Raw genomic sequence first — 23911 nt, forward strand, 5'->3', positions numbered from 1 at the left:
CGAGCTAGGCGGTGCTCATATGCTAGCCGTACCGGATTCGGACTCATCCAGCGGTGCGGTCTGTGCGAAATCGCCCCGTTCGCCCCGTCACCGGGCACGGCGGACGTGTCGTCCGGGCATGAAAAAAGGCCGTTCTCCCATTGGATGAGAGAACGGCCTACGACTCGCCAGAAGCAGAGTCGGGACGACAGGATTTGAACCTGCGACCCCTTGACCCCCAGTCAAGTGCGCTACCAAGCTGCGCCACGTCCCGGTGCCCGCTGACCTGGGGTTTCCCCCGGCCGAACGTGCACGAGAAGAATACCGCACTCGGACCGCTGGTCACGAACCCGTATGGTGCGGACCGACGCGCTTGACCTCAAGCAAACTTGAGGTTGCACGGTGGTGGGCATGACGACAACGGCATCCACCACCGCATCCGTCCGCACCCCCACGACCACGTCCGGCACCGCGTCCGTCCGGGGCCCGGCGCCCGTCGGCTTCGGCGATCTCGACCGGCTCATGTCCCTGATGACCGGCGACGAGAAGCACGGACCGGCCGCCACGTCCACGCTCGACGCCCTCTGGGTCCTGTACGACCGCGTCCTGCGCGTCACGCCCGAGACCGCCGACGCTCCGGACCGGGACCGGTTCCTCCTCTCCAAGGGGCACGGACCCATGGCGTACTACGCGGTCCTCGCCGCCAAGGGCTTCTTCCCGCAGGAGTGGCTGCCCGGCTTCGGCTCGTACGACTCGCCACTCGGCCACCACCCCGACCGGGTCCTCGTGCCCGGCGCGGAGATCGGCAGCGGCTCTCTCGGCCACGGCCTGCCGCTGGCCGTCGGCTCCGTACTGGGCCTGCGCGCCCAGGGGCTGACGGACCCGCGGGTCTGGGTCCTGATCGGCGACGCCGAACTGGACGAGGGAAGCAACCACGAGGCCATCGCCTACGCGGGCCCGGCCGGCCTGGAGCAGCTCCACACGCTCGTCGTCGACAACTCGTCCGCGACCCACGGCTGGCCCGGCGGCATCGCCTCCCGCTTCGAGGCGGCCGGCTGGTCGGCGCGGACGGTCGACGGCAGGGACCACGAGGCGCTGTACGCCGCGTTCACCGCGCCGCACCCGGGACGGCCGCGGGCGGTCGTCGCCCGCGTCGAGCCCAAGAGCGCCTGACCGACCGCCCCTTCGTCGCATCTCTCACCGCACCATTCATCGCACCTTTCATCGCGCCGCCGCAGAGGAGACTTCCGACCATGGACACCATGCGCGACCGTTTCATCGCCACCACCTCCCGCCTGCTGGACGAGGACCCCCGCCTCGCCCTCGTCCTCGCCGAGATCAGCGCCGCCGGTTTCGAGCAGGCGCAGCGGCGCCATCCGGACCGGGTGATCAACGTCGGGATCCGCGAGCAGCTGCTGATCGGCGCCGGGGGCGGCATGGCCCTCACCGGGATGCGGCCGATCATGCACACGTTCGCCAGCTTTCTCGTGGAGCGGCCGTTCGAGCAGGTGAAGCTCGACTTCGGCCACCAGAACACCGGCGGGGTGCTGGTGAGCGCCGGCGCCTCGTACGACTGGCCGGCCGGCGGCTTCACCCACATGTCGCCGGGGGACGTGGCCCTGCTGGACACCCTGGACGGGTGGACGGTCCATGTGCCCGGCCACCCGGACGAGGCGGAGGCGCTGCTCCGGCACGCGGCCGCCGGCGACGACCGGGTGTACGTACGCCTGTCGCTGCAGAGCAACGCCGAGGCCCGGCCGGTCACGGGCGACCGGTTCCTCACCGTCCGCGAAGGGCGCGGCGGCGTGGTGATCGCGGTCGGACCGATGCTGGACAACGTGCTCGCGGCGACCGAGGGGCTGGATGTGAGCGTGCTGTACGCGACGACCGTGCGCCCCTTCGACGGGGCCGCCGTCCGCGCCGCGGTGGGCGGCCGGGCCGACGTGGTGATCGTCGAGCCGTATCTGGAGGGCACGTCGACGACGGCCGCGAACGACGCCCTGGCGGACGTGCCGCACCGGGTGCTGGGGCTCGGGGTGGCACGGCGGGAGCTGCGCCGTTACGGCGCGATCGACGAGCACCTCGCCGCGCACGGACTGGACCCGGCGTCCCTGAGGGCGCGCATCTCCGTGTTCCTGTGACCGGCGCGGGGACGGGAAGCGGCTCAGGGGCGCCGGCCGGTCACTTCCGGAGCTCGGGGGCGGGCCCCATCACGACGACCGGCCGCTTGTCGGGATCGAGCAGCCGGAGCAGCTCGCGCATCCGCTCCCTCGGCAGCGAGATACACCCCTGGGTGGGCCCCTCGTGGTCCACGTGGATCCACAGCCCGCTGCCCTTCTCGGGGCCGAGCGGCCGCTCCTTGTCCAGCGGACTGGTCCCCGGGACCCGGTTGTAGTCGATGGCGATCACGTAGTCGAAGGAGCCTTCGAGGGGCTCCCCGAGGAAACCGGTCCCCGGGGCGACGAACTCCTCGTCCTGGTCGTACGGCAGCCGGGTCCCGGGGTCCGGTTCGAGTCCGCCGGCGTCGCCGAGGCCGAAGACCCCGATGGGGGTGCGCAGATCACCGGCGTTGTGGTCGTGGGTCCAGCCCCGCAGGGCGTTGTGGGCGGGCCAGGGGCCGGCGACGCGCCGCCAGTCGTCTCCCTTCCCGCTCTCGCTCCCGTTCTCGTAGAGCGTGGTCTCCGCGACGTTGGTGTCGGCCGTGCCGCCCGACACGACCAGGGCCTGACGGGTGCCGCCGGGGATGCGGGAGCGGAAGTCCGGGCCGAGGCCCGGGATGTGACGGACCGACGGCTTGTGCGGTCCGGGGCCGGCGTGCCCGGCGGGGCGCTTCGCGGGCGCCTGGGGTGCGGGCGACACGGACGAGGTGTCCGTACAGCCGGTGAGAAGCAGTGCGGCGCAGACCGCCGCGGCCAGCGTGCTCCCGGCGCTCTTGGTGACGGGCATGGGTGGAGTCCTCCCGGCGTCGTGGAACGGCGCCGCAATCCGTACCCCGGTCCGCGCGGGAAGCGGTAGCCCCGGGCGCGCACTCACCCGACCGTGGCACCGGCCGCGCGGCCATCCGGCCCGGCGGACACCCGGACCCGGGGCCACCTGACCGGGGGGACCCGTACCCGTGTGCCTGGCAGCGCGGAGGCGGGCGCGTCACCGGGGGGGCGGGGCCAGCTCCGGGTGGGCGTCGAGCAGTTTGCGGGGAGCGGCCTGCCGCCACGAGTCGAGCAGGATCGCCCGCAGTTCGTCGTCGTCCTCCAGTGCTTCGAGGCGCACCCGCACCCACGCGTAGTGGTCGTCGTGTCCCCCGCGGAGGAAGAACTTGTCCGGCTCGGCGGCGATCAGCTCCTCGCGCTCCTCCTTCGGGCACTTCACGCCCATCACGCGGTCGTCGTCGTCCAGCGACGCGAAGACCGGGCCGCGGTCCTTCAGCCGGAAGGTGGGCATGCCCCAGGCGAGCTTCTCGATCGTCCCCGGAAGCGACAGTGCGATCCTGCGTACGTCGTCGGCAGTGGCCATGGCACCACCGTAAACGCCGTCACCGACAACGCCCGCCGGCGTCCTGGTCGCCCCGCGTTCGCGCGGCCCCGACGGGCCTCAGGGCTCAGATGCCGCCGTCCTCGCGGCGGTGGATCTGCTCGACCAGTTCCGCCGCGAGCGACTTGATCGTCTCGAGCCCCGGCCTGCCCCAGGGCCGCGGCCGGGTGTCGAACACGCAGACGGTGCCCAGCGCGATGCCCGTACGGTCGATCAGCGGCGCCCCGAGGTAGGAGCGGACGCCGATCTCGTCGACGACCGGGTTGCCCGCGAAGCGCGGGTAGTCGCACACGTCCTCCAGGACCAGCGCCTTGCGGCGCACCACCACGTGAGGGCAGTAGCCGTGGTCGCGCGCCATGAACCGGCTGATCTCCTCGCCCCTCGGCGCGGTGCCCGGATCGGCGTCGCGCCGGGCCCACGACGGATGCAGTCCGGCGAAGAACTGACGCTTCTCGTCGATGAAGTTGACCATCGAGTACGGAGCTCCGGTCACCGCGGCAAGGTTGCGCGCGAAGTCGTCGAAGGCCGCGTCGGGCCGCTCGCCGAGCCCGAGCCGGCGAAGTCGCTCGACGCGGGCGGGTGCTTCGCGGTCGACCGGTGTCAGCAGCAGATGGCCGGTGGGGTCGTACGTCATGTCGGTGCTCCATGGCTCGGTGCCGGGCCCGGCACGACGGCGGTGGTGGTGAGCAGGTGCTGGACCAGCGTGACCAGGGTCCCGATGCCGGAGCTCGCGATCCGTGCGTCGCACAGCACGATGGGCACCGCCGGTCCGAGGCCGATCGCGGCCCGCACCTCGTCCGGTTCGTAGCGGTAGGCGCCGTCGAACTCGTTGACGGCGACGACGAATCCGATGCCGCGCCGCTCGAAGAAGTCGACGGCGGAGAACGATGCCTCCAGCCTTCGGGTGTCGGCGAGCACGACGGCGCCCAGAGCCCCCGTCGACAGCTCGTCCCACATGAACCAGAACCGCTCCTGCCCGGGCGTGCCGAAGAGGTACAGCACATGGCGGGCGTCGAGGGTGATCCGGCCGAAGTCCATGGCGACGGTGGTCGTCGTCTTGGACTCGACGCCTTCGAGGCTGTCGGTCGCCGCGCTGACCTGGGTGAGCACTTCTTCGGTACTGAGGGGATCGATCTCGCTGACCGCTCCGACGAAGGTCGTCTTGCCCACCCCGAATCCCCCCGCTATGAGGACCTTGAGCGCGGTGGGGAACCGGTCGTCGCTCCCGGCGCCGTACCGGTCAGAGCCGTCGTCGTAGGCCATCGAGCACCGCCTCCAGCAGTGAACGGTCCGTGGGTGTGTCGTGGCTGCGCGGCGCGCGCGCCGTGACGGCGCCGCAGTCGACCAGGTCGGAGAGGAGCACCTTGGTGACGGCGGCCGGAAGGCGCAGGTGGGCGGCGATCTCGGCCACCGACACCGGTCCGTGGCACAGGCCGAGGGCCGTGGTGTGCTCCGGACCGAGGTGCGCCTGCGGCACCGTCCCGGTCGCCATCACCATGGAGAGCAGGTCCAGCGGGGCCGTCGGACGGGTGCGGCCGCCGCTCACGGTGTACGGGCGGATCAGCCGGCCCGCCGCGTCGTCCAGGAGCGGCCCGTCCAGGGGCGAGGGCATGGTCACCGTCCTGCGGTGCCCGGGGCTCCCGCGGCCTGTCTGGCGGGGGTGGCGAGATAGGGACGCACGCTCTTGACCAGCATGGCCATCTCGTAGCCCAGTACGGCGGCGTCGGCCTCCCGTCCGGCCAGCACGGCGAGGCAGGAGCCCGAGCCGGCCGTGGTGACGAACAGCAGCGTGGAGTCGAGCTCGACCACGACCTGGCGCACCTCTCCCCCGTCGCCGAAGCGCGCTCCGGCGCTTCGGCCCAGGGAGTAGAGGCCGGAGGCCAGGGCGGCCATGTGGTCCGCCCTGTCGCTGTCCAGGCCGTGCACCGACTTCACCAGTCCGTCGGAGGAGAGCAGTACCGCACTGCGGGTGTACGGGACACGCTGGACCAGACCGCTCAACAGCCAGTCGAGGTCCGAGACATGGCCGGTCGGCACATCGCTCGCCATGGCGCATCACTCCTTGGTGTGGTCGTTTCGCGGGGCGCCGGTCTGGCCGGCGGGCCGGGGGACGCGCTCCGGCCCGGTCTCGGCGCGGCCGATGCCCCGCTGGAAGGCCGCCATCAGACCGGGGTCGTGCAGGGCCGGCTCGTCGTCCCCGCGCGGGGCGGGGGTGTCCCGCAGCTGCGGGACGAGGTGCTCCTGGCTGCGGCGTTTGGGCAGTGGAGGCCGGCCGACGGTGCCGCGGACGATCTGCGGGGCGGGGCCCTGCGGCGCGGGACGGGCCTGCTCGGGCGCGGAGACAGGAGCGGGGGCCGTGGCGTGCGGTGGATCGTCCGGGCCGGGGCCCTGCGCGCCGCCGGCTGCCGGTTCGCGCTGCGCCGGCACGGGGCGGGACCGTTCGGGCTGTGCGGACGGGGGCAGCGTGGGCGGTGACACGGCCGCGATGTGGGGCCCGGCGGCGGGCGCTTCGGGTGCGGCGCTCGCGCTCTGTCCGGCCTCTTCCCGGTCGCCGCCGAGCAGCCCCTGCGGAAGGACGATGACGGCCTGGACGCCTCCGTAGATGTTCGACTGGAGCCGTACGACGATGCCGTGGCGGCGGGCCAGCGCGGAGACGACGAACAGACCGATCCTGCCGTCCTGGAGCAGATGGGCGACGTTGACCTGGTCCGGGTCGGCGAGCAGGGCGTTCATCCTGTCCTGCTCGGACAGCGGCATGCCCAGGCCCCGGTCCTCGACCTCGACGGCGAGTCCGGCGGTGACGTGCGTGGCGCGCAGCAGCACCTGGGTGTGCGGGGCGGAGAACAGCGTGGCGTTCTCGACCAGTTCCGCGAGGAGGTGGATCACGTCGGCGACCGCGTGTCCGCGCAGTGTGCCGTCGACCGGCGGCACGAGCTTGACCCTGGGGTACTGCTCGACCTCGGCGATCGCGGACCTGAGCACCTCCGTCATGGTGACCGGGTGGGACCACTGCCGCCGGGAGACGGCGCCGCCGAGGACGGCGAGGTTCTCGGCGTGCCTGCGGATCCGGGTGGCGAGGTGGTCGACATGGAAGAGGCCCTTGAGCAGCTCCGGGTCCTCGACGTCGTTCTCCAGGTCGTCGAGGAGCTGGATCTCGCGGTGCACCAGGGACTGGAGCCGGCGGGCCAGGTTGACGAAGACCTCGACCTTCTGCTCGTTGCCCACGCTGCTGGAGAGCCGGGACGCCTGCACCACGGCCGTCAGCGCGGTGTCGTGCGAGCGCACCAGCTCCTGTGCGAGCAGGTCGAACTCGTCCCCGCCGCCCGGCGTCCGCTGCGGCGGCGCAGGGCGGGGCGGCGGGCCCTCGCCGCGCCGGAGCCGGTCGACGGCGGTACGCAGGTCGTTCTGGGCGCGGGCGGTGGTGCGGCGCAGCTCCGAGCAGCGGTCGAGCACGGACGTGGCCGTGCGTTCGGCGCCGCGTGCGGCAACGGCCACGGCGGCCAGGGCGATCCCGGCCAGCAGGATCAGCGCCACCCAGAGGCCGGCGGACGGCCCGGGGGTGACGGCACGCACCGTGAGAGCGACGGCGATCGCTCCGCTGAGGGCGGTGACCACGGTCGGCAGCACGGCGGTGCGCAGCAGTCGGGGTCGTATACGGGTTTCCGGCTGCCCGGCCGCGGACGGCGTCCGGCTCGCGGCCGCCAGGGCGCGGGCGCCCGGCCGGCCGTGCCGTCCGCCCTCGCGGCGGTCGGACCGCGCGGCGGGTGCGCGTAGTTGAGACATCAGCGTCCTCGGTACGTGGGGGCCCCAGGGATCGGCGTGGTGCTGTCGGCCGACGTCCGATCGGCATGACTCCACGGCGGGCTCCGGGCACGCGGACGGGGAGCCACCGTCGATCACCGGACACACACGGTAGCCGCGGGGGGAACACGTCCGAGGGCCAGTCGCCGAAGTTCCCCGCCATTCGTCCCACTCTGGTATGAGGCATCGCACGGCAGCACGAATACGGAGAGTGAAACGCGGGCCCGGCGTACTTCCCGACCGACGGCGCACACACGACCGGGCCGCGGCCTCGGGATTCCGAGACCGCGGCCCGTGTGCCGCGGCGCGCGGCGGACGGACGGCGTACGGGTCAGCCGGCGGGCTGCCGCAGGACGGTCACTCCGCGCGGGGCCACGACGAGCGCGCCGGGGGCGGCGGCCTCGCCGATGAGCACCTCGCCCGCGAGGCCCGGCACGGTCACCCGGTCGTCGGTGCGGTTGACCAGGAAGAGGTAGCGGCTGCCGGCGGTGGTGCGCACGGTGGGTTCGACGCGGCCGCGGGCCTCCTCGGGCAGTTCGCTCTCCACTCCCGCCGGGGAGAGCAGCCGCGGCAGCAGCCGGGTGAGCCCGTCCCGGCCGAGGCGGGTGGAGACGTAACCGGCCGAACCGGAGCCGGTGGTGCGGCGGGTGACGGCCGGGCGGCCGTCCTGCTCGCCGGCCGCGTAGCGGGCGAGCACCTCCGTGGCGGGGTCGGTGACGGCGAGGCGGTCGGTCCACAGGGTGCCGGTGGTGCCGTCGTCCAGGGGGACGCCCTCCCCGTCGGGCAGCGGGCCGAACTCCTCCGCGCGGACGCCGAGAAGGTCCCGCAGCGCGCCGGGGTGGCCACCGAGCCAGATGTGGTCGTTCTCGTCGACGATGCCCGAGAAGTAGGTGGTGACGAGGTGGCCGCCGTTCTCGGCGTACCGGGTGAGCCGCTTGGCCAGGGCCGCGGGCATCATGTGCAGGACCGGGGCGACGACGAGGCGGTACCGGTCGAGGTCGGTGTCCGCGGGGACGACGTCGGCGCGGATGCCGAGGTCGAGGAGCGCGGAGTACCAGTCGAGGGCTTCCTGGTGGTAGCTGAGCCGCGAGGTGGGGTGGGAGTCCTGTTCGCTCGCCCACCACGACTCCCAGTCGAAGAGGATCGCGGCCGACGCCGGCTCCCGTACGGACCCGGCGACCGGGGCCAGTTCGCCGAGGGTCCTGCCGAGGTCCGCGACGGAGCGGAAGACGTCGCTGTCGGCGCCGGCGTGCGGCACCATCGCGGAGTGGTACTTCTCCGCGCCGGCGGCGGACTGGCGCCACTGGAAGAAGCAGACGGCGTCGGCGCCGTGGGCCACGTGCAGCAGGGAGTCGCGGGCCAGCTCCCCCTCCTTCTTGGGCAGGTTGACGGGCTGCCAGTTGACCGCGCTGGTGGAGTGCTCCATCAGGAACCAGGGGCGGCCGCCGGAGATGCCGCTGGTGAGGTTGGCGGAGAAGGACAGCTCGTCACGCGCCTGCGGGCCCGGGTGGGTGTAGTGGTCGTTGGAGACGAAGTCGACCTCGTCGGCCCAGTCGGCGTAGTTCATGCCCTTGATGCCGGGCATCACCATGAAGTTGGTGGTGACCGGGACATCGGGGGTGAGCCGGCGCAGTACGTCGCGTTCCGCGCGCAGATACTCCTTCAGCGCGTCGGACGAGAAGCGTTTGAAGTCGAGCTGCTGCGTCGGGTTGGGGTGGGAGGCGGCCAGCCGCGGCGGCAGGATCTGCTCCCAGTCGCTGTAGCGCTGGGACCAGAAGGCGGTGCCCCATGCGGTGTTGAGGCTGTCGAGGGTTTCGTAGCGGGCGCGCAGCCAGTCCCGGAAGGCGCGGGCGGCGTCGTCGGAGTAGTCGTGGACGTTGTGGCAGCCGAGTTCGTTGGAGATGTGCCAGGCGACCAGGGCGGGGTGGTCCGCGTAGCGGGTCGCGAGGGCGGTCACCAGGCGCAGCGCGTGGGTGCGGAAGACGGGCGAGGTGGGCCGCCAGTGCTGGCGCGCGCCCGGCGAGAGCGTCTCCCCGGAGGCGGTGACGGGCAGCACCTCGGGGTGGGCGGTGGTGAGCCAGGGCGGCGGGGAGGCGGTGGCGGTGGCCAGGTCGACGCCGATCCCGTGGGAGTGCAGCAGGTCCATGACCTCGTCGAGCCAGCCGAAGTCCCACTGGTCCTCTGCGGGTTGGATCCGGGCCCAGGAGAAGATGGCGAGGGAGACGATGTTGACGCCGGCCTCGCGCATCAGCCGGACGTCCTCGTCCCAGACCTCGCGCGGCCACTGGTCGGGGTTGTAGTCGGCGCCGTAGGCGATCCGGCGGGTGGGTTCACCGTCCGGCCCGGGGTGCAGCTGGGACAGGAGGGTGCTGATCATGGTGGTCCTTCCGATGCGCCCGCGGGGGCGGGGTGGCGTGCCGGCTACTTGTTGACGCTGAAGCCCTGCTCGATGCCGTACTTGACGATGGACTTCTCCCAGCTCCGCAGCCCCTCGGCCAGGGGCGTGCCGGAGACGTAGGCCTGGCCCGCGGTGTCGTTGAAGACCGAGTTGGCGTAGGCCTGGTAGGGGAGGTAGGTCCAGTCGTCGGCGACCATGGCGGCGGACTCGGCGAATATCTTGTTGGCCTGCTGGCCGCCGAAGTACTCGAACTCGGTGTTCTGGAACTCCTCCGACTCCAGCTCCGCCCTGGTGGCGGGGAAGGCGCCCTCGGAGATACGGGTCTTCACTCCCTCGCCGGCGTTGGCGTACCGGACGAAGGCGTAGGCCAGGGCCTCGTTCTTGCCGGCCTCCGGCAGGGTGAGGGAGCTGCCGCCGTTCTCGGCGCTCGCCTTGCCGCCCGCCTTCCACTGGGGCAGCGGGGCGGCGCGCCAGTCGCCGGAGGCTCCCTTGACGCCGGAGGCGAAGTTGGCGGGCATCCAGGCGGCGGAGACCAGGGTGGCGATGGTGCCGTCGCCGAGGCCCTGGTACCACTCGTCCGTCCAGCCGGTGATGGGGGCGAGCAGGTCCTCGGAGATGAGCTTCTGCCAGGTCGCGGTGTACGCGGCGGTGGTCTGCTCGGAGAAGTCGACGGTGATGTCGCTCCCCTCGGCCTTGAAGGGGCGGGAGCCGGCCTGCCACAGCATGCTCGACGTCATCCCGGCGTCGCCGGTGTCGTTGGCGATGTAGACGTCCGGGTCGGCCTTGTGGAGTTTGCGGCCGGCTTCGACGTACTCGTCCCAGGTGGTCGGCACGTCGATGCCGTGCTTGTCGAAGACCTTCTTGTTGTAGAACAGCGCCATCGGCCCGGAGTCCATGGGCAGACCGTGCACGCCCTGCTCGGTGGCGACGGCGTTCCAGGGGCCGGGGGTGTACGTGCCGGCCAGGTCCTCGGCGCCGAAGGCGGACAGGTCGGTGAGCGACTCGCCCAGGGTGTACTGGCCCAGGGCGAAGTACTCGATCTGGGCGACGTCGGGCACGCCCTTGCCCGCAGAGACGGCGTTGCTCAGGGCGGTGTACGCGTCGTTGGAGGTACCGGGGTTGACGAGTTCGACCTTGACCTTCGGGTACTTCTTCCGGAAGTCGGCGGCGACGGACTTCAGCGTGGGCTCCCAGGCCCAGACCTTGATGGTGCCGCCCTTCTCCAGGGCCGCCTGGATGTCCTTCTCGGACAGTGTCTGAGGGCCGGAGGTGTCGGACGAGCCGCCGCAGGCGGTGGCCAGCAGGGCGAGGGCGCAGAGGAGGCCGGTGCCGCTCAGGGCGCGGCGGGTCTTCAGGGACATGAGGGTGTTTCCATTTCGTCGAGGTCCGAAACGGCGCGGGTGGGAGCCGATGGGGGCGTGTGGGACGGGGGGCCGGGGCAACGGGCGGCTATTCCTTGACGCTTCCGGCGGCGAGACCGGACCGCCAGTACTTCTGGAGCAGCAGGAAGGCGGCGATGAGGGGCAGGATCGTGATCAGCGATCCGGTGATCACGAGGTGGAAGACGGCTTCGCCGCCGGCCGTCGCGGCCTGGGCGTTCCATGCGTTCAGGCCCAGGGTCAGGGGGTACCAGTCCGGGTCCTTGATCATGATCAGCGGCAGGAAGTAGTTGTTCCAGGTGGCGACCATCGTGAACAGCAGCACGGTGACGAGACCGGGCGCCAGCAGCGGCAGGCCGACCCGGAAGAAGATGAGCGCCTCGCTCGCGCCGTCGATGCGGGCGGCCTCCATCAGCTCGGTGGGGATCGCCTCGGTGGCGAAGACCCACATGAGGTAGAGGCCGAACGGGGAGATGAGCGAGGGGATGACCACCGCCCACGGGGTGTCGGTCAGGCCCAGCTCGCTGAACATCAGGAAGGTGGGCACCGCCAGAGCCGTGCCGGGGACGGCCACCGCGCCGATGACCACGGCGAACACCGCCCGCCTGCCGGGGAACCGGAACTTCGCCAGCGCGTAACCGCCGAGCACCGCCAGGAAAGTGGCTCCGCCGGCGCCGACGACCACGTACAGCAGCGTGTTGAGCAGCCAGCGGGTGAAGACGCCGTCGTCGTAGCTGAAGGTCTGGACGATGTTGTCCCAGAGCGCGAAGTCGTCACTGAACCAGAGGCCGAAGGAGCCGGACAGGCCCTCCTGGGTCTTCGTGGCGCTGATCAGCAGCCAGCACAGCGGCACCAGGCTGTAGAGCAGGACCAGTCCGGTGAGCACGGTGAGCAGGACGCTGCGGCGGGTGCGGCGCGGTCCCGGCTCGACGCGGCGCGGGGTCCTGCTCCGCAGTCTCGGCGCGCCGCGGGCGGCGGACTTCGGGGTGCCGCCGGACGCGGTCATGGTGGGGCTGCCCATCGTTCACGCTCCCTTCCGCATGCCGCGCAGCTGGACCGCGTAGGCGATGACCATGGTCACCAGGCCCATCACGATGGCGACCGTGGCGGCGTAGTTGTGCTGCCCGCCGGAGAAGGCCAGCGAGTAGGTGTAGAGGTTCGGCGTGAAGTACGTCGTGATCGCGTTGGGGGCGAGGTTCTGCAGGATGCTCGGCTCGTTGAAGAGCTGGAAGCTGCCGATGACGGAGAAGATCGTCGCGATGACCAGCGCGCCCCGGATGGCGGGCAGTTTGATCGCGGTGACGACGCGGATCTGGCCGGCGCCGTCGATCTCCGCGGCCTCGTAGAGGGAGTGGGGGATCACCCGGAGCGCGGAGTAGAAGATGAGCATGTTGTAGCCCACGAACTCCCAGGTGACGATGTTGCCGATCGAGGCGAGCACCAGGTCCGGGGAGAGCGGGTCCGGGAGCGCGGTGCCCAGCGCGGCGTTGACGTCCCCGAGGAGTCCGAAGCGGGTGCCGTACATGAAGCCCCACATCAGAGTGGCGACGACGGCGGGAACCGCGTACGGCAGAAAGACCGCGATGCGGAAGAAGCTCTTGCCGTAGAGGCGGCCGCTGTCCAGGGCGAGCGCCACGAGCAGCGAGATGCCGAGCATGATCGGCACCTGCACGGCGAGGAAGAGCGCGACCCTGCCCAGTCCGGACCAGAACTGCGGGTCCTCCAGGGCGCGCCGGTAGTTGTCGAGGCCCACGAACTGGTTGCCGCCGATGAGTTGTTCCCGGAAGAGGCTCAGGAACAGCGAATAGGCGATGGGGGCGAGGAACACGAGGGCGAAGACGATCGCGAACGGGGCCATGAAGCCCCATCCGGTCCACGCGTACCTCTGCCGTTTCACGGGCCGCATCCGCCGCTCCGGCCGGTCGGCACCGACCTCCTCGGCGGGTGGGGGTCGTAGCGTCGTCATGTCGTTCCTCGCTCGGGTGTCCGGGAACCGGGCGCCGGCTCTCGGGGCGACTCGATGTTTACGCAAACATCAGGCCGCCGGCGATCCGGCGAGCTGTTATGTTTACGTAAACATCGGATGGCGGAATGTCTACACTGCCCCCAGGACGAGCGTCAAGGGTCGGCGGACGGATTCGACGCCGGTAGCTGGGAGGAGCCGGGTGGACACCGCGGACAGCACACCAGTGGGAGGGCGGCAGACCCGGAAGCACCCGGGCAGACCGACCGCGCGGCGCACCCGTACGGCCTCCATGGCCGACGTCGCACGCGTCGCCGGCGTCTCCTCGCAGACGGTCTCGCGGGTCTCCAACGGCTTCCCCGGCGTGACGGAGGAGACCAGACAGCAGGTCCTCGCCGCGATGAAGGAGCTGGGCTACCGGCCCAACAGCGCCGCCCGCGCCCTCAAACGCGGCGAGTTCCGCACCATCGGCGTCATCCTGTTCTCCCTCTCCACCACCGGCAACGTCCGCACCCTGGAGGCGATCGCCACCTCGGCCGCGGAGGAGGGGTACGCGGTCACCCTGCTGCCCGTCGCCGTGCCCACCCAGGACGAGGTGCGCGGCGCCTTCTCCCGCCTGGGAGAACTGGCCGTCGACGCCGTCATCGTCATCATGGAGGTCCACCTCCTCGACACCGCGACCGTCGCCCTGCCGCCGAACGTCCAGGTCGTCGTCGCCGACTCCGACGCGGGCGACCGCTACAGCGTCGTCGACACCGACCAGGCCGGCGGGTCGCGCGCCGCCGTGCGGCATCTCCTCGACCTCGGCCACCGGACGGTGTGGCACCTCTCGGGCCCCGAGGAGTCCTTCGCCGCGCAACGCCGCGCGGCGGCCTGGCGCGCCACGCTCACCGAGGCGGGGCGCGTCCCGCCGCCCCTGGTGCGGGGCGACTGGTCGGCGGAGTCCGGCTACCGCGCCGGCCTGCGGCTGGCGGACGAACCCGACTGCACGGCGGTCTTCGCGGCGAACGACCAGATGGCACTGGGGCTGCTGAGGGCGCTTCAGGAACGGGGCCGGAGAGTCCCGCAGGACGTGAGTGTGATCGGTTTCGACGACATCCCGGAGTCCGGCTCCTTCCTGCCACCGCTCACCACCGTCCACCAGGACTTCGCCGAGGTGGGCCGCCGCTGCGTGGCGGGGGTGCTGCGCCAGATGCGCCTCCAGAGTGCCGAACCAGGCACGGCCCTCGTGCCGACGAGGCTGGTACTGAGAGACAGCACGGCCCCACCGCGGGAGTGACGGGGCCTGCGGGCGGCGGCCGGGCCTGCGCTGACCCGGTCGGGGTCGGCGGCGAGCCGCCCGGTCGGGGTCGGCGCTGCCCGGTCGGGGTCGGCGCTGCCCGGTGGGCGGCGGGGGCTGCCGAATGCACGCCGGTCGCCGCGCTGCTGCGGGCGGTGGGCGGTGGGCGGACCTACCCGGCCGGTGTTGGCGGCGGGGCTGCCGACCGCGGGCCCGTCGCGGCGCTGCCCCGGCCGGGGCCGGCGGCGGCACCGAATCGGCTGGGGTGAGCGCCGGACCGATCCGGCTGGTGTTGGCGGCGAGGCTGCCGGCCGTAGGCCGGTCCGCGGCGCCGGCCCGGTCGGTGTCAACGGGGCCGCCTGCGCGGCGGCCGCCGCGCTAGCGGTCGCCCGCCAGGTCGGGCTCGCGGTGGTCCTTGACCGTGGCCGTCGCGACGGCCGGCCAGGCGGCCCAGCCGCCGGACGGGGTCTCGGCGACCTCGCGCCACCAGGGATGGGCCGGGTCCATGGCCGACGGCTCGAACGGCTGGCCCGGTCGCGGCGTCGCGACGGTCTGGCCGATCTTGTGCCCGGCGTGCAGGGTGCGTTCGGCGGGCTCGTGCCACGGGTGGGGGGCGAGGTTGAAGGTGCCCCAGTGGATGGGGAGCAGGACGCCGTGCGGCTTGCCCCGCTGGAGGTCGAGCTGTGCCCGGACCCCTTCGTCGGGCGTCATGTGGATGTCCGGCCACGGCCCCGGATCGGGCACACCGGTGTGGTTCTTGGGCCAGTACTCGGAGTACGCGCCGATCTGGATCATCGTGACGTCGAACGGTCCGTGCTCCGCCCCGATGTCCTTGAAGCCGGGGAAGTACCCCGTGTCACCGCTGTGGTAGAGCCGGTGCTCGGGGCCGACGACGACCCACGAGGCCCACAGGGTGTGCTGCTGGTTGCGCAGTCCGCGCCCGCAGAAGTGGCGCGCGGGGGTCGCGGTCAGCCGGATACCGGCCACCTCGGTGGTCTCGTTCCAGTCCAGCTCGCGCAGCCGGTCCGGGGAGACGCCCCAGCGCTCCAGGTGCGCGCCGACGCCCAGCGGCACGGCGAAGACGGTGTCGCCCGCTGCCAGCGCACGGATGGTGGGCAGGTCGAGGTGGTCGTAGTGGTCGTGGGAGATCACGACGACGTCGACGCTGCCGAGGGCCGCGATCGGGGCGGGCACCGGGTGCAGCCGCTTGGGCCCGGCGAAGGAGAACGGAGAGCACCGCTCTCCCCAGACCGGGTCGAAGAGCACCCGGCGGCCGTCGATCTCCGCGAGGACGCTGGAGTGCCCCATCCAGGTGAGCCGGAGCCCGGACGCGGCGGGCCGTGCGAGGTCGGCGACCGTGGTCCGATGCACGGGAACGGGGGCGGCCGGCACCCGGCGGGCCCGCGACTCCCGCGCGAAGTAGGCCTTGGCGAACTCCATCATGGAGCTGCCCGACGGTCTCGTCCTGGACCCTTCCGGGTTCCGGAAGACGCCGTCGACGAAGTTCGGCGAGCGGCGGATGCGCGCCATGCGTTCTCCGGCCGGGTCGGCCCCGAAGGCGGCCGGCCTGTGCGAGCGCAGCCGCGAGCGCAGCGAGTAGGGGGAACCAGCGCCGGACACGGCACCTCCTGATGCTCGGAACTCATTCCATTATGTGCGGTTCGGATACGGTGCGGGCCGGTCCACAGGCCGATCGGGCCGGCCACTCCGCCTTGACCTGCCAACGCCCGCCCGCGTTCCGGTGTTCCTCGAAACGGTCCGCCGCCATGTCACATCCGGCGCCGCCCGGTCCGTCGTACCCGTGACAGCACACGGATTCGGACGACGAGGAGCACGTCATGGCCCGCATTTCCCTCGAACCGCGCCGCACTCTCTTCCTGCGCGCCATCGAGTGGTACTCCCGGCGCACCTACGGCAAGGTCCTCGACCCGGTCCGCGCGCTGGGGCATCACCCCGGGGTGCTGTGGGCGGATCTGCGCTTCGAGCTGGCGGTCGGCAGGTGGAACAAGCTGGACGCCGACCTGAAGGCGCTCGCGGTGATGGCCTCCGCCGCGTCCATCGGCTGCAGCTGGTGCATGGACTTCGGCCACTGGGAGAGCCGGCAGCGCGGGATGGACGCCCGTAAGATCCGCGAGGTGCCCCGGTGGCGGGAGAGCGACGCGTACACACCGTTGGAGCGCGACGTCATGGCGTTCGCGGAGGCCGTGACCGCCAACCCGCCGGAGGTCGACGACGACCTCGCCGCGCGGCTGGTCGCCACGCTGGGTGAGGCGGCGTTCGTCGAGCTCACGACGATGGTGGCGGTGGAGAACCTGCGGTCCCGGATGAACACGGCGCTCGGCCTGACCAGTCAGGGCTTCAACGACCACTGCGAGGTCCCGGCACCCGGGCAGGACGCGGCCCCGGCCGCCGCGGACGGTGTGGGCGCCGGATGAGACGCCCACGGGCGTCCCGCGGACGCGTCACGGGCGCACCGCGGACGCGTCACGAGCGCGCACAACAGGTACCGGCGTGGTGTGAGGTGATGCTGTTACAGGGCTGGACTTCATCCAAGATCGGCTGTGTACTGTGACGCCGTGGCCAGAGTCCGGTTGAGCGTGGCGGAGAGGCGCGAGGAACTGCTCGGCGCCGCCGTCCAGCAGATTCAGGAGCGTGGTGTGGCGGCCGTACGGATCGCCGACGTCGCCGCCGCCCTCGGCGTGAGCAGCGCGCTGGTGCTCTACCACTTCTCCACGAAGGAGAAGCTGGTCGCGGCCGCCTTCACCCATGCCGCCGACGCGGATCTGGCCCATCTGCGCAAGCTGCTCGGCCGGCGTACCAGCGCACTGCGCCGGCTGCGCGCCGCGGTGCGCTGGTACGCGCCGACGGGCCAGGCCAAGGGCTGGCGGCTGTGGATCGACGCCTGGGCCGCCGCGCTGCGCGAACCGGCGCTGCGGAACGTGTTCCGCGACCTCGACCAGCAGTGGAAGTCCGCGCTGGCGGGGGTCATGGCGGAGGGCGCGGCCGCAGGCGAGTTCCCGTGCGAGGACCCGGCGGCGGCAGCCTGGCGGCTGACGGCGTTCCTGGACGGACTCGCCGTCCAGATGACGTCGTACGCCGGGTCGCTGTCCCGCGCAGCGATGCTTCAGTGGGCCGATGAGGCGCTGGCCCGGGAACTGGGCATCGACCGCAGCGAGTTGAACCCCTCGGCACGCTGAGTCCGGGGACCGGGCGGGAGGCGCGCCGAGCGCTCCGGCCGGCAAGGCGGACCGAAGTGCGACGCCCGGACGGGGATCCGTCGACCACCCCCGGCCGGCGGATGCACGCACCGCGGTCGGCGGAGGCGCCCCGGGCACCGCGCCCGGCCGCAGACGCGTCGAACACCCCCGGCCGGTGGCACTCGGCCGGAGCGGTGACCCCGGCCGACGGCACGCGACCCCGAGCGGTGACCCCGGCCGACGACACGCGCCCCCGAGCGGTGACCCCGGCCAGGGGTGCGCCGAGCGCCCCGGCCGGCCGGGTGCCCGCCGGGCACCGCCGGCGCGCCAAGTCCCGTCCGCGCCCCCGCCGTTCAGGTCTGCCGCACTGGTTCGTAGACCGCGGCGTCCAGGCCGAACGTCCAGGCGACGCCCTCCTTCGCCGTCCTCGTCGTCGGCGGCACCCGCAGCCAGTACGTCCGGTGGGTGCCGTCGGGCTCCGGCGTGGAGTTGACCACCTCGACCATCACCACGTCCTCGTCGTCGGCGAGCGCGATCCGCCACAAAATGCCGGTCTCGTCGCGGTGCACCGGTTCGGCGCCGGACTCGGCGAGGTACCGGTCGTATCCGTAGTACTCGAGCATCACGCGGCGCAGTTCCGTGTTGTCCTCGGTGCGTATCCGCTCCGGTGTGAGCGCCGCCAGCTCGCGCAGGAACTCGGCGGGCACCGGCATGCCGCGCCAGGCGTGGAGCGCGAACCCGTCCGGAAAGACCAGCGCGGGGCCGTCGCCGTTGTCGAGCCGGCCCGCCTCGTCGCGGTGGAGCTGCGAGGGCCTTTCGCAGATCACGACCGCGTTCTCGAAGGGCCACCACCAGCCCGCGTGGGCGGCGACGCGCGCGAGTGCCTCCAGCCGGTCGCTGCGTCCGTCGAACGCCGCGAGCCATGCGGCGTCGTGCTGCCCGAGCACCGCGTCGAGCAGGACGACGCGGATGTCCGTCTCCGCCTGAGCACGGGCCGCCGGGTCGTCGGGCGTCTTCTCCAGGAGCGCGTCCACGATCCCCGCGCGTATCCGCTCGGCCAGCGATCGGGTGCCGTCCCACAGCAGCGCGCCGGTCGTGCTCCACAGCGCGGTCCAGCCGCCGGGCCCCAACTCGTCGTGCACCCGCCTTCGTTCGTCCGCCCAGGGACGGGTGCGCACGTCGTCGCGCACGGACCGTCCCGGATCCTCCAGGGCCCGTACCGCCTCGACGCCCGCGAGGGGCGATGCCGCCCAGACGATCCGGTCCGGCGCGGTGAGCCCGGCCGTGCGGTATGCGAGCCGTACGCCCTCCTCCGCGGCCGCCCGGTCCGCCGGTCCGGTCGCCGCCGCGATGGCCCGCCACTTGTCCGCATACTGCATGTGAAAGTCCCGTCCCCTGTCGTCGTTCTGCGTCCGCCGCGTCGTGCCGCGTGCCGTGTCGTGTGTTGTTCCGTGCGCTGCCGTCTTCTGGACCGTGCCGCCCGCGTCGGGTCAGTCGGCGACGATCCGCACCGCTCCGGGCAGGTACTCCCGCTGGCGCACCACCCGGAACCACCCCTTCGGCAGCGGTATCGCGGCGTGCTCCTCGTGCACCACCCGGCCGCCTTCCGGCAGATGGAGCAGCATCGGCCCGAACGGCCCCGGCTCGCGCACCAGTCGGCCCGGACCGGTCACCGCGTGGGCGTGGCCCGTGACCTCGCCGAGGGCGAGCACCATGCGGCCGCGTGCGTCCCGCGCCTCTCCCGGCGCGTCGACGACGTGCGACGGCACGGCCTCCTGCGCGACGGGCACGATCAGCACGTCTCCCTGCCGGTACATGGCTCTCCCCTTCCCGCCGGACGCCGTGTGCCTCCGACCTGCTCACGACGTTAGGGCGAGGGTCTGACAACGCCGTCCGGCTGCGCGCCGAACCGGGCCCGCGGGCGGCGATGTCAGTGGCACTTGGTAGAACTTGCTCGCACGTCAGCGATCAAGCCTCACCGGTGTCTGGAGCCCGTCATGACCATTTCGGACCATCTGCAGGAGTGGTACGGCCTGCCCGTGTTCGACTTCCCCGACGCCGAGACACAGGCCGCGTCGACGACCGGGCTGCCGTCGGCGGAGAGTGTCGCGTGGCGGGTCTCCGTCGACAGTTACGAGGCCGAGGAGGAGTGGGCGGAAGCGTTCGCCCGCTTCGCCGCGGCGGTGGACACCACGCGGGTGCGGGCGCTCGTCGTCGGTTCGTGGAGCGAGGCGTACGACTCGGGGCCCGACGGCATCTTCGAGGCGCTGATCGGGGCGAAGGAGAAACTGCCCCGGCTGCGCGGTCTGTTCCTCGGCGACATCACGTACGAGGAGTGCGAGATCTCCTGGATCCACCAGGGAGACGTCACGGGGCTGCTCGGCGCCTTCCCGGACCTCGAGGACCTGGGTGTACGCGGCGGGGAGGGTCTGCTGTTCCCCGCGGTGCGGCACGAGAGGCTGCGCTCGCTGGTCGTCGAGACGGGCGGCCTGGACGTCGGCGTGGTCCGCGGCATCGCCGCGAGCGACCTGCCGGCGCTGGAGGACCTCGACCTCTGGCTCGGCACGTCGTGGTACGGGGCGAACGCGGACGTGTCGGACCTGGAGCCGTTCCTGTCCGGTACGAGGCTGCCGAGCCTGCGGTATCTGGCGCTCCGCAACAGCGAGATACAGGACGAGATCGCGGTCGCGACGGCCGGCGCACCGGTGGTGGCGCGCCTGGAGGTCCTGGACCTGTCGATGGGCACCCTCGGCGACGACGGCGCGGAGGCGCTGCTCAACGGTCAGCCGCTGACCCACCTCAAGAAGCTGGATCTGCACCACCACTTCATGAGCGAGGCGATGGTGCAGCGGCTGTCCGACGCCCTGGTGCCGGCCGGTGTGGAGCTCGACGTGTCGAAGTCGGAGGGCGGCGGCTCCCGCGGCAGGGAAGACCGCTACACGGCTGTCGCGGAGTGAGCGTGCCCACCCGCCGCACCGGCCCCCGCCTCGCCGTCGTCGGCGTTCCGGCGGGCCGCCGGGTCGCGTTGTTCCAGGACGCGGTGCGTGCCGCGGGGCTGCCCGCGGCGCGTGTGGTGTCGTGGCTCGACGTGCTGGGCGGCCGGGCGGAGTTCCGGCCGGGCGAGCTGGTGCGGATCGACTCGCCGGGCGAGGACGCCGAGGTGGACCGGGCGTTGCGCGGGACGGACGACCCGACCCGGGTGGAGGGCACCCGGCTCTGGTACGAGCGGTTCACCGCGGCCGTACGTGAGATCGGGGTTCTCGCCGGGGCCGGCGGGGCGACGCTGCTCGACGATCCGGCGCAGCCGGCCGTGCTGTTCGACAAGCGGCTGTGCCATGGGGCCCTGTCGGCGGCGGGCGTTCCGGTGCCCGAGTCGCCGACGTCCGGCGCCGGTGCGCCCGAGGTCCGCGGCTGGGACGACGTGTGCGCGCTGCAGGCGGCGACCGGGCTGCGCCGGGTGTTCGTCAAGCTCGCGCACGGCTCGTCCGCTTCGGGGGTGCTGGCACTGGAGACCGCGAGCCGGGGCCGGGTGCAGGCGACCACCTCGGTGGAACGGGATGCGCGCGGGCGCCTCTTCAACTCCCTGCGCGTCCGGCGCTACAGCGGCGAACATGAGGTCGCCCCGCTGATCGACGCCCTCGCCCCGGACGGTCTGTACATCGAGCGCTGGGTTCCGAAGGCGTCGCAGGACGGCCGGGTCGCCGATCTGCGGGTCGTGGTGGTCGCGGGCCGCGCCACCCACGCGGTGGTGCGTACCAGCCGCTCCCCCATGACCAATCTCCACCTGGGTGGCGGGCGCGGCGACCTCGCGGCCGCCCGGGCGGCGACGGAGGCGGCCGGCGGGAGCTGGGCGGAGACGCTCGCGGTCTGCGAGCGGGCCGCGGAACGCTTCCCCGGAATGTCGCGCGTCGGCGTCGACCTGCTGCCGGGACGGGGCTGGCGGCGTTTCTCCGTCGGGGAGGTCAATGCCTTCGGCGACCTGCTGCCGCGACTGACCGGCCTGCCGGGGAGCGGCGCGGAGGGCCTGGACACCTATGCGGCGCAGGTCGCCGCCGTACTGAGCGGGACACTGAGCGGGACGAGGAACGAACACCGTGCACATGCCTGACCGACACACACCCACCGACACCGTCCACCGGACCGACGGCACCGGCCGCGACACCGCCCCCGGCCTCGAGGACGCCGCCGTCGAGCCGCCCGACATGAACGAGGTCGTCGGGCGGGACGACCTACTGCTCGTCACGCTCGACACCCTGCGCTACGACGTCGCCGCCGAGCTGGCGGCCGAGGGCCGGATACCGAATCTGGCCCGTCATCTGCCCGGTGGCGTCTGGGAGAAGAGGCACGCCCCCGGCAGCTTCACCTACGCCTCCCACCAGGCGATGTTCGCGGGTTTCCTGCCCACGCCCGCGGTGCAGGGACCGCACCCGAGGCTGTTCGCCTCCCGGTTCGCGGGCAGTGAGACGACCGCCGGCCGCACCTTCGTCTTCGACAACCCCGATCTGGTCTCCGCACTCGCGGAGTCCGGCTACCGCACGGTGTGCATCGGCGGTGTCGGATTCTTCAACAAGCAGGCTCCGTTGGGTTCGGTGCTGCCGGGACTGTTCGACGAGAGCCACTGGGAGCCCGAGTTCGGGGTCGCCTCGCCGACGTCCTTCGAGGCGCAGGTGCGGCGCGCCGAGCAGGTGGTCGCCTCGCTGCCGGCCGAGCGCCGGCTCTTCCTGTTCGTCAATGTGCCGTCGCTGCACCAGCCGAACTGGTTCCATCTGCCGGGCGCGACCGACGCGGAGGGCGACTCCCGTGCGACACACGCCGCGGCCCTGGAGTACGTGGACCGGCACATCGGCCGGCTGTTCGCCGCCGCGAGCAGCCGCCGCCGGTGCTTCGCGATCGTCTGCTCCGACCACGGCACCGCCTACGGCGACGGCGGCTTCACCGGCCACCGCCTCGGCCATGAGGCCGTCTGGACGGTCCCCTACGCCCACTTCTTCCTCGAGGCCATCACATGAGCACGACAAAGACGACGGGCACCGCGGCCCCGCGCCCGTACCAGAGCTACGTCTACGCCTATCCCCACAAGACGGCCTACCGCCCGCTCGACGAGCGCCGGCCCACGCTGCGCGAGCTGTGGGCGCACGAGCCGAAGGACGCGCTCTCGCTCTATCTGCACATCCCGTTCTGCGAGGTGCGCTGCGGCTTCTGCAACCTGTTCACCAGGATCGGCGCCCCCGACGAGCTGACCGGGCGCTATCTGGACGCCCTCGACCGCCAGGCGACCGCCGTGCGCGAGGCCCTCGGGGCCGGCTCGCCCGTCCGCTTCGCGGCGGCCGCGTTCGGCGGCGGCACGCCAACCTTCCTGACGGCCGGTGAGCTGGAGCGGCTGTGCGACATCGCGGAGAAGCGGATGGGCGCGGACCTGGCGGCGGTGCCGCTCTCCGTCGAGACGTCACCGTCGACGGCGACGGCCGACCGGCTGGCCGTGCTCGCCGGGCGCGGCACGACCCGCGTCAGCATCGGCGTGCAGAGTTTCGTGGACGCGGAGGCGCGAGCCGCGGTGCGCCCACAGCGCCGCGCGGACGTGGAGGCGGCCCTCGGCCGGATACGGGACGCCCGGATACCCGTCCTCAACATCGACCTCATCTACGGCATCGACGGCCAGACCGAGCGCAGCTGGCTCTCCTCGCTGGACGCCGCCCTCGGCTGGGAGCCGGAGGAGCTGTATCTGTATCCGCTGTACGTGCGGCCGCTCACCGGTCTCGGCCGGCTGAGCGCCGGCGCGGACGCGCACGCGCACGCGGCATGGGACATCGCCTGGGACGAGCAGCGGCTGCGGCTGTACCGCGCGGGTCGCGACCATCTGCTCGCGAACGGCTACGAGCAGGTGTCCATGCGCATGTTCCGCCGCGCCGGCGCCCAGCCCGCCGCCGGCGACCACGCCTGTCAGACGGACGGCATGATCGGTCTGGGCTGCGGCGCCCGTTCCTACACCTCGTCCCTGCACTACTCCTTCGACTACGCCGTCGGCATGGGCGAGATACGCGGCATCATCGACGACTTCACCACGGCACAGGACTTCTCCCGCCCGGAGGTGGGCCGGTGGGTCGACCGGGACGAGGCGCGCCGCCGCCATCTCCTCCAGTCGCTGCTCCAGGCCGAGGGGATGGACGCGGCCGGCTACCGGGAGCGGTTCGGCGCCGCGCCCGCCGACGACTTCCCCGTGGAGCTGGAGCGGTTCGCCGCCCTCGGCTGGCTGGACCCGGCCGCCGCCCCGGACCGGCTGCGGCTGACGCCGGAGGGCCTGGCCCACTCGGACGCCCTGGGCCCGGAGCTGTTCTCACCCGCGGTGCGCGCCGCCATGGCCGCGTACGAGGCGAAGTGACCGGGCCC

The 23911-nt window shown here is 72.5% G+C and carries 23 protein-coding genes and 1 tRNA gene; 9 read left to right on the forward strand and 15 right to left on the reverse strand.

Translation table 11 applies throughout. The annotated features are described in order from the left end of the window. Positions 1-179: 179 nt before the first annotated feature. Positions 180-253 (reverse strand) — tRNA-Pro (locus ACFYOP_RS03585). Positions 254-390: 137 nt separating this feature from the next. Between ACFYOP_RS03585 and ACFYOP_RS03590 the strand changes: the two genes are divergently transcribed. Continuing rightward, a complete protein-coding gene (locus tag ACFYOP_RS03590) occupies positions 391-1152 on the forward strand; it encodes a transketolase (protein WP_388450762.1) in 762 nt (253 codons plus the stop codon). A gap of 80 nt (positions 1153-1232) precedes the next feature. Beyond that, a complete protein-coding gene (locus ACFYOP_RS03595; protein ID WP_356890904.1) occupies positions 1233-2120 on the forward strand; it encodes a transketolase C-terminal domain-containing protein in 888 nt (295 codons plus the stop codon). Between the two features lie 40 nt (positions 2121-2160). On the opposite strand, the gene ACFYOP_RS03600 is transcribed toward ACFYOP_RS03595, so the two are convergent. From ACFYOP_RS03600 to ACFYOP_RS03650, 11 genes are all read right to left on the reverse strand, one after another. Then, complete coding sequence (locus tag ACFYOP_RS03600; protein ID WP_356890902.1) at positions 2161-2925, reverse strand: L,D-transpeptidase family protein; 765 nt, start codon at positions 2923-2925, stop codon at positions 2161-2163. Positions 2926-3123: 198 nt separating this feature from the next. Beyond that, positions 3124-3489, reverse strand: a complete 366-nt coding sequence (locus tag ACFYOP_RS03605; protein WP_356890900.1) for an MmcQ/YjbR family DNA-binding protein — start codon at positions 3487-3489, stop codon at positions 3124-3126. 85 nt (positions 3490-3574) lie between these two features. After that, positions 3575-4141: a GAF domain-containing protein gene (locus ACFYOP_RS03610; RefSeq protein WP_356890898.1), complete on the reverse strand. Its 567-nt coding sequence runs from the start codon at positions 4139-4141 to the stop codon at positions 3575-3577. Next, the gene (locus ACFYOP_RS03615) at positions 4138-4770 is read right to left on the reverse strand and encodes an ATP/GTP-binding protein (RefSeq protein ID WP_356890896.1); all 633 of its coding nucleotides are present in this window, start codon (positions 4768-4770) and stop codon (positions 4138-4140) included. The genes ACFYOP_RS03610 and ACFYOP_RS03615 overlap by 4 nt, the downstream gene beginning before the upstream one ends. Further along, entirely contained in the window at positions 4748-5119 is a 372-nt protein-coding gene (locus ACFYOP_RS03620) for a DUF742 domain-containing protein (RefSeq protein ID WP_356890894.1), read from the reverse strand. The genes ACFYOP_RS03615 and ACFYOP_RS03620 overlap by 23 nt, the downstream gene beginning before the upstream one ends. A gap of 2 nt (positions 5120-5121) precedes the next feature. Further along, entirely contained in the window at positions 5122-5556 is a 435-nt protein-coding gene (locus tag ACFYOP_RS03625) for a roadblock/LC7 domain-containing protein (RefSeq protein WP_356890892.1), read from the reverse strand. Between the two features lie 6 nt (positions 5557-5562). Then, on the reverse strand, positions 5563-7290 hold the full coding sequence (locus tag ACFYOP_RS03630) for an ATP-binding protein (RefSeq protein ID WP_356890890.1): 1728 nt from the start codon (positions 7288-7290) through the stop codon (positions 5563-5565). Between the two features lie 349 nt (positions 7291-7639). Further along, positions 7640-9685 carry a beta-galactosidase gene (locus tag ACFYOP_RS03635; protein WP_356890888.1) on the reverse strand — a complete coding sequence of 682 codons (2046 nt, stop codon included), beginning with the start codon at positions 9683-9685 and terminating at the stop codon, positions 7640-7642. Between the two features lie 44 nt (positions 9686-9729). Further along, positions 9730-11067 (reverse strand): extracellular solute-binding protein, encoded by a 1338-nt coding sequence (locus ACFYOP_RS03640; RefSeq protein WP_356890886.1) that lies wholly within the window; start codon positions 11065-11067, stop codon positions 9730-9732. Positions 11068-11155: 88 nt separating this feature from the next. Continuing rightward, a complete protein-coding gene (locus tag ACFYOP_RS03645; protein ID WP_356890885.1) occupies positions 11156-12106 on the reverse strand; it encodes a carbohydrate ABC transporter permease in 951 nt (316 codons plus the stop codon). A gap of 3 nt (positions 12107-12109) precedes the next feature. Beyond that, positions 12110-13051, reverse strand: a complete 942-nt coding sequence (locus tag ACFYOP_RS03650) for a sugar ABC transporter permease (protein WP_356890883.1) — start codon at positions 13049-13051, stop codon at positions 12110-12112. Positions 13052-13340: 289 nt separating this feature from the next. On the opposite strand from ACFYOP_RS03650, the gene ACFYOP_RS03655 reads away from it, so the two are divergent. Beyond that, positions 13341-14327, forward strand: a complete 987-nt coding sequence (locus ACFYOP_RS03655; RefSeq protein ID WP_356890881.1) for a LacI family DNA-binding transcriptional regulator — start codon at positions 13341-13343, stop codon at positions 14325-14327. 378 nt (positions 14328-14705) lie between these two features. Here the strand turns inward: ACFYOP_RS03655 and ACFYOP_RS03660 are convergent, their stop codons facing one another. Further along, positions 14706-15947 (reverse strand): MBL fold metallo-hydrolase, encoded by a 1242-nt coding sequence (locus ACFYOP_RS03660; protein ID WP_356890879.1) that lies wholly within the window; start codon positions 15945-15947, stop codon positions 14706-14708. Between the two features lie 218 nt (positions 15948-16165). Here ACFYOP_RS03660 and ACFYOP_RS03665 point away from each other — a divergent pair, with 218 nt between their 5' ends. Then, complete coding sequence (locus ACFYOP_RS03665; RefSeq protein WP_356890877.1) at positions 16166-16762, forward strand: carboxymuconolactone decarboxylase family protein; 597 nt, start codon at positions 16166-16168, stop codon at positions 16760-16762. A gap of 141 nt (positions 16763-16903) precedes the next feature. Beyond that, complete coding sequence (locus tag ACFYOP_RS03670) at positions 16904-17524, forward strand: TetR/AcrR family transcriptional regulator (RefSeq protein ID WP_356890875.1); 621 nt, start codon at positions 16904-16906, stop codon at positions 17522-17524. Between the two features lie 353 nt (positions 17525-17877). Here the strand turns inward: ACFYOP_RS03670 and ACFYOP_RS03675 are convergent, their stop codons facing one another. Next, a complete protein-coding gene (locus tag ACFYOP_RS03675) occupies positions 17878-18903 on the reverse strand; it encodes a DUF6745 domain-containing protein (RefSeq protein ID WP_356890873.1) in 1026 nt (341 codons plus the stop codon). Positions 18904-19014: 111 nt separating this feature from the next. Next, positions 19015-19341, reverse strand: a complete 327-nt coding sequence (locus tag ACFYOP_RS03680) for a hypothetical protein (protein ID WP_356890872.1) — start codon at positions 19339-19341, stop codon at positions 19015-19017. Positions 19342-19521: 180 nt separating this feature from the next. Here ACFYOP_RS03680 and ACFYOP_RS03685 point away from each other — a divergent pair, with 180 nt between their 5' ends. From ACFYOP_RS03685 to ACFYOP_RS03700, 4 genes are all read left to right on the forward strand, one after another. Continuing rightward, positions 19522-20481, forward strand: coding sequence for an STM4015 family protein (locus ACFYOP_RS03685; protein WP_356890870.1), 960 nt, complete (start codon positions 19522-19524; stop codon positions 20479-20481). Further along, the gene (locus ACFYOP_RS03690) at positions 20478-21632 is read left to right on the forward strand and encodes an STM4014 family protein (RefSeq protein WP_388450770.1); all 1155 of its coding nucleotides are present in this window, start codon (positions 20478-20480) and stop codon (positions 21630-21632) included. Before ACFYOP_RS03685 ends, ACFYOP_RS03690 begins: the two co-directional genes overlap by 4 nt. 94 nt (positions 21633-21726) lie before the next feature. Then, on the forward strand, positions 21727-22533 hold the full coding sequence (locus ACFYOP_RS03695; protein WP_356891201.1) for an STM4013/SEN3800 family hydrolase: 807 nt from the start codon (positions 21727-21729) through the stop codon (positions 22531-22533). After that, a complete protein-coding gene (locus ACFYOP_RS03700) occupies positions 22530-23903 on the forward strand; it encodes an STM4012 family radical SAM protein (RefSeq protein WP_356890866.1) in 1374 nt (457 codons plus the stop codon). Before ACFYOP_RS03695 ends, ACFYOP_RS03700 begins: the two co-directional genes overlap by 4 nt. Positions 23904-23911 lie beyond the last annotated feature (8 nt).

Origin of the sequence: Streptomyces sp. NPDC006294, from assembly GCF_042870895.1 — a bacterium.
In the GTDB taxonomy this organism is placed as follows: Bacteria; Actinomycetota; Actinomycetes; order Streptomycetales; family Streptomycetaceae; genus Streptomyces.

Excerpts from the sequence above, each read along its gene's own strand:
- ACFYOP_RS03615 (WP_356890896.1), bottom strand. The coding sequence starts at position 4,770 with ATGGCCTACGACGACGGCTCTGACCGGTACGGCGCCGGGAGCGACGAC.
- ACFYOP_RS03680 (WP_356890872.1), bottom strand. The coding sequence starts at position 19,341 with ATGTACCGGCAGGGAGACGTGCTGATCGTGCCCGTCGCGCAGGAGGCC.
- ACFYOP_RS03620 (WP_356890894.1), bottom strand. The coding sequence starts at position 5,119 with ATGCCCTCGCCCCTGGACGGGCCGCTCCTGGACGACGCGGCGGGCCGG.
- ACFYOP_RS03605 (WP_356890900.1), bottom strand. The coding sequence starts at position 3,489 with ATGGCCACTGCCGACGACGTACGCAGGATCGCACTGTCGCTTCCGGGG.
- ACFYOP_RS03625 (WP_356890892.1), bottom strand. The coding sequence starts at position 5,556 with ATGGCGAGCGATGTGCCGACCGGCCATGTCTCGGACCTCGACTGGCTG.
- ACFYOP_RS03700 (WP_356890866.1), top strand. The coding sequence starts at position 22,530 with ATGAGCACGACAAAGACGACGGGCACCGCGGCCCCGCGCCCGTACCAG.
- ACFYOP_RS03695 (WP_356891201.1), top strand. The coding sequence starts at position 21,727 with ATGAACGAGGTCGTCGGGCGGGACGACCTACTGCTCGTCACGCTCGAC.
- ACFYOP_RS03665 (WP_356890877.1), top strand. The coding sequence starts at position 16,166 with ATGGCCCGCATTTCCCTCGAACCGCGCCGCACTCTCTTCCTGCGCGCC.
- ACFYOP_RS03630 (WP_356890890.1), bottom strand. The coding sequence starts at position 7,290 with ATGTCTCAACTACGCGCACCCGCCGCGCGGTCCGACCGCCGCGAGGGC.
- ACFYOP_RS03600 (WP_356890902.1), bottom strand. The coding sequence starts at position 2,925 with ATGCCCGTCACCAAGAGCGCCGGGAGCACGCTGGCCGCGGCGGTCTGC.
- ACFYOP_RS03640 (WP_356890886.1), bottom strand. The coding sequence starts at position 11,067 with ATGTCCCTGAAGACCCGCCGCGCCCTGAGCGGCACCGGCCTCCTCTGC.
- ACFYOP_RS03685 (WP_356890870.1), top strand. The coding sequence starts at position 19,522 with ATGACCATTTCGGACCATCTGCAGGAGTGGTACGGCCTGCCCGTGTTC.
- ACFYOP_RS03650 (WP_356890883.1), bottom strand. The coding sequence starts at position 13,051 with ATGACGACGCTACGACCCCCACCCGCCGAGGAGGTCGGTGCCGACCGG.
- ACFYOP_RS03635 (WP_356890888.1), bottom strand. The coding sequence starts at position 9,685 with ATGATCAGCACCCTCCTGTCCCAGCTGCACCCCGGGCCGGACGGTGAA.
- ACFYOP_RS03675 (WP_356890873.1), bottom strand. The coding sequence starts at position 18,903 with ATGCAGTATGCGGACAAGTGGCGGGCCATCGCGGCGGCGACCGGACCG.
- ACFYOP_RS03645 (WP_356890885.1), bottom strand. The coding sequence starts at position 12,106 with ATGGGCAGCCCCACCATGACCGCGTCCGGCGGCACCCCGAAGTCCGCC.
- ACFYOP_RS03590 (WP_388450762.1), top strand. The coding sequence starts at position 391 with ATGACGACAACGGCATCCACCACCGCATCCGTCCGCACCCCCACGACC.
- ACFYOP_RS03610 (WP_356890898.1), bottom strand. The coding sequence starts at position 4,141 with ATGACGTACGACCCCACCGGCCATCTGCTGCTGACACCGGTCGACCGC.
- ACFYOP_RS03595 (WP_356890904.1), top strand. The coding sequence starts at position 1,233 with ATGGACACCATGCGCGACCGTTTCATCGCCACCACCTCCCGCCTGCTG.
- ACFYOP_RS03655 (WP_356890881.1), top strand. The coding sequence starts at position 13,341 with ATGGCCGACGTCGCACGCGTCGCCGGCGTCTCCTCGCAGACGGTCTCG.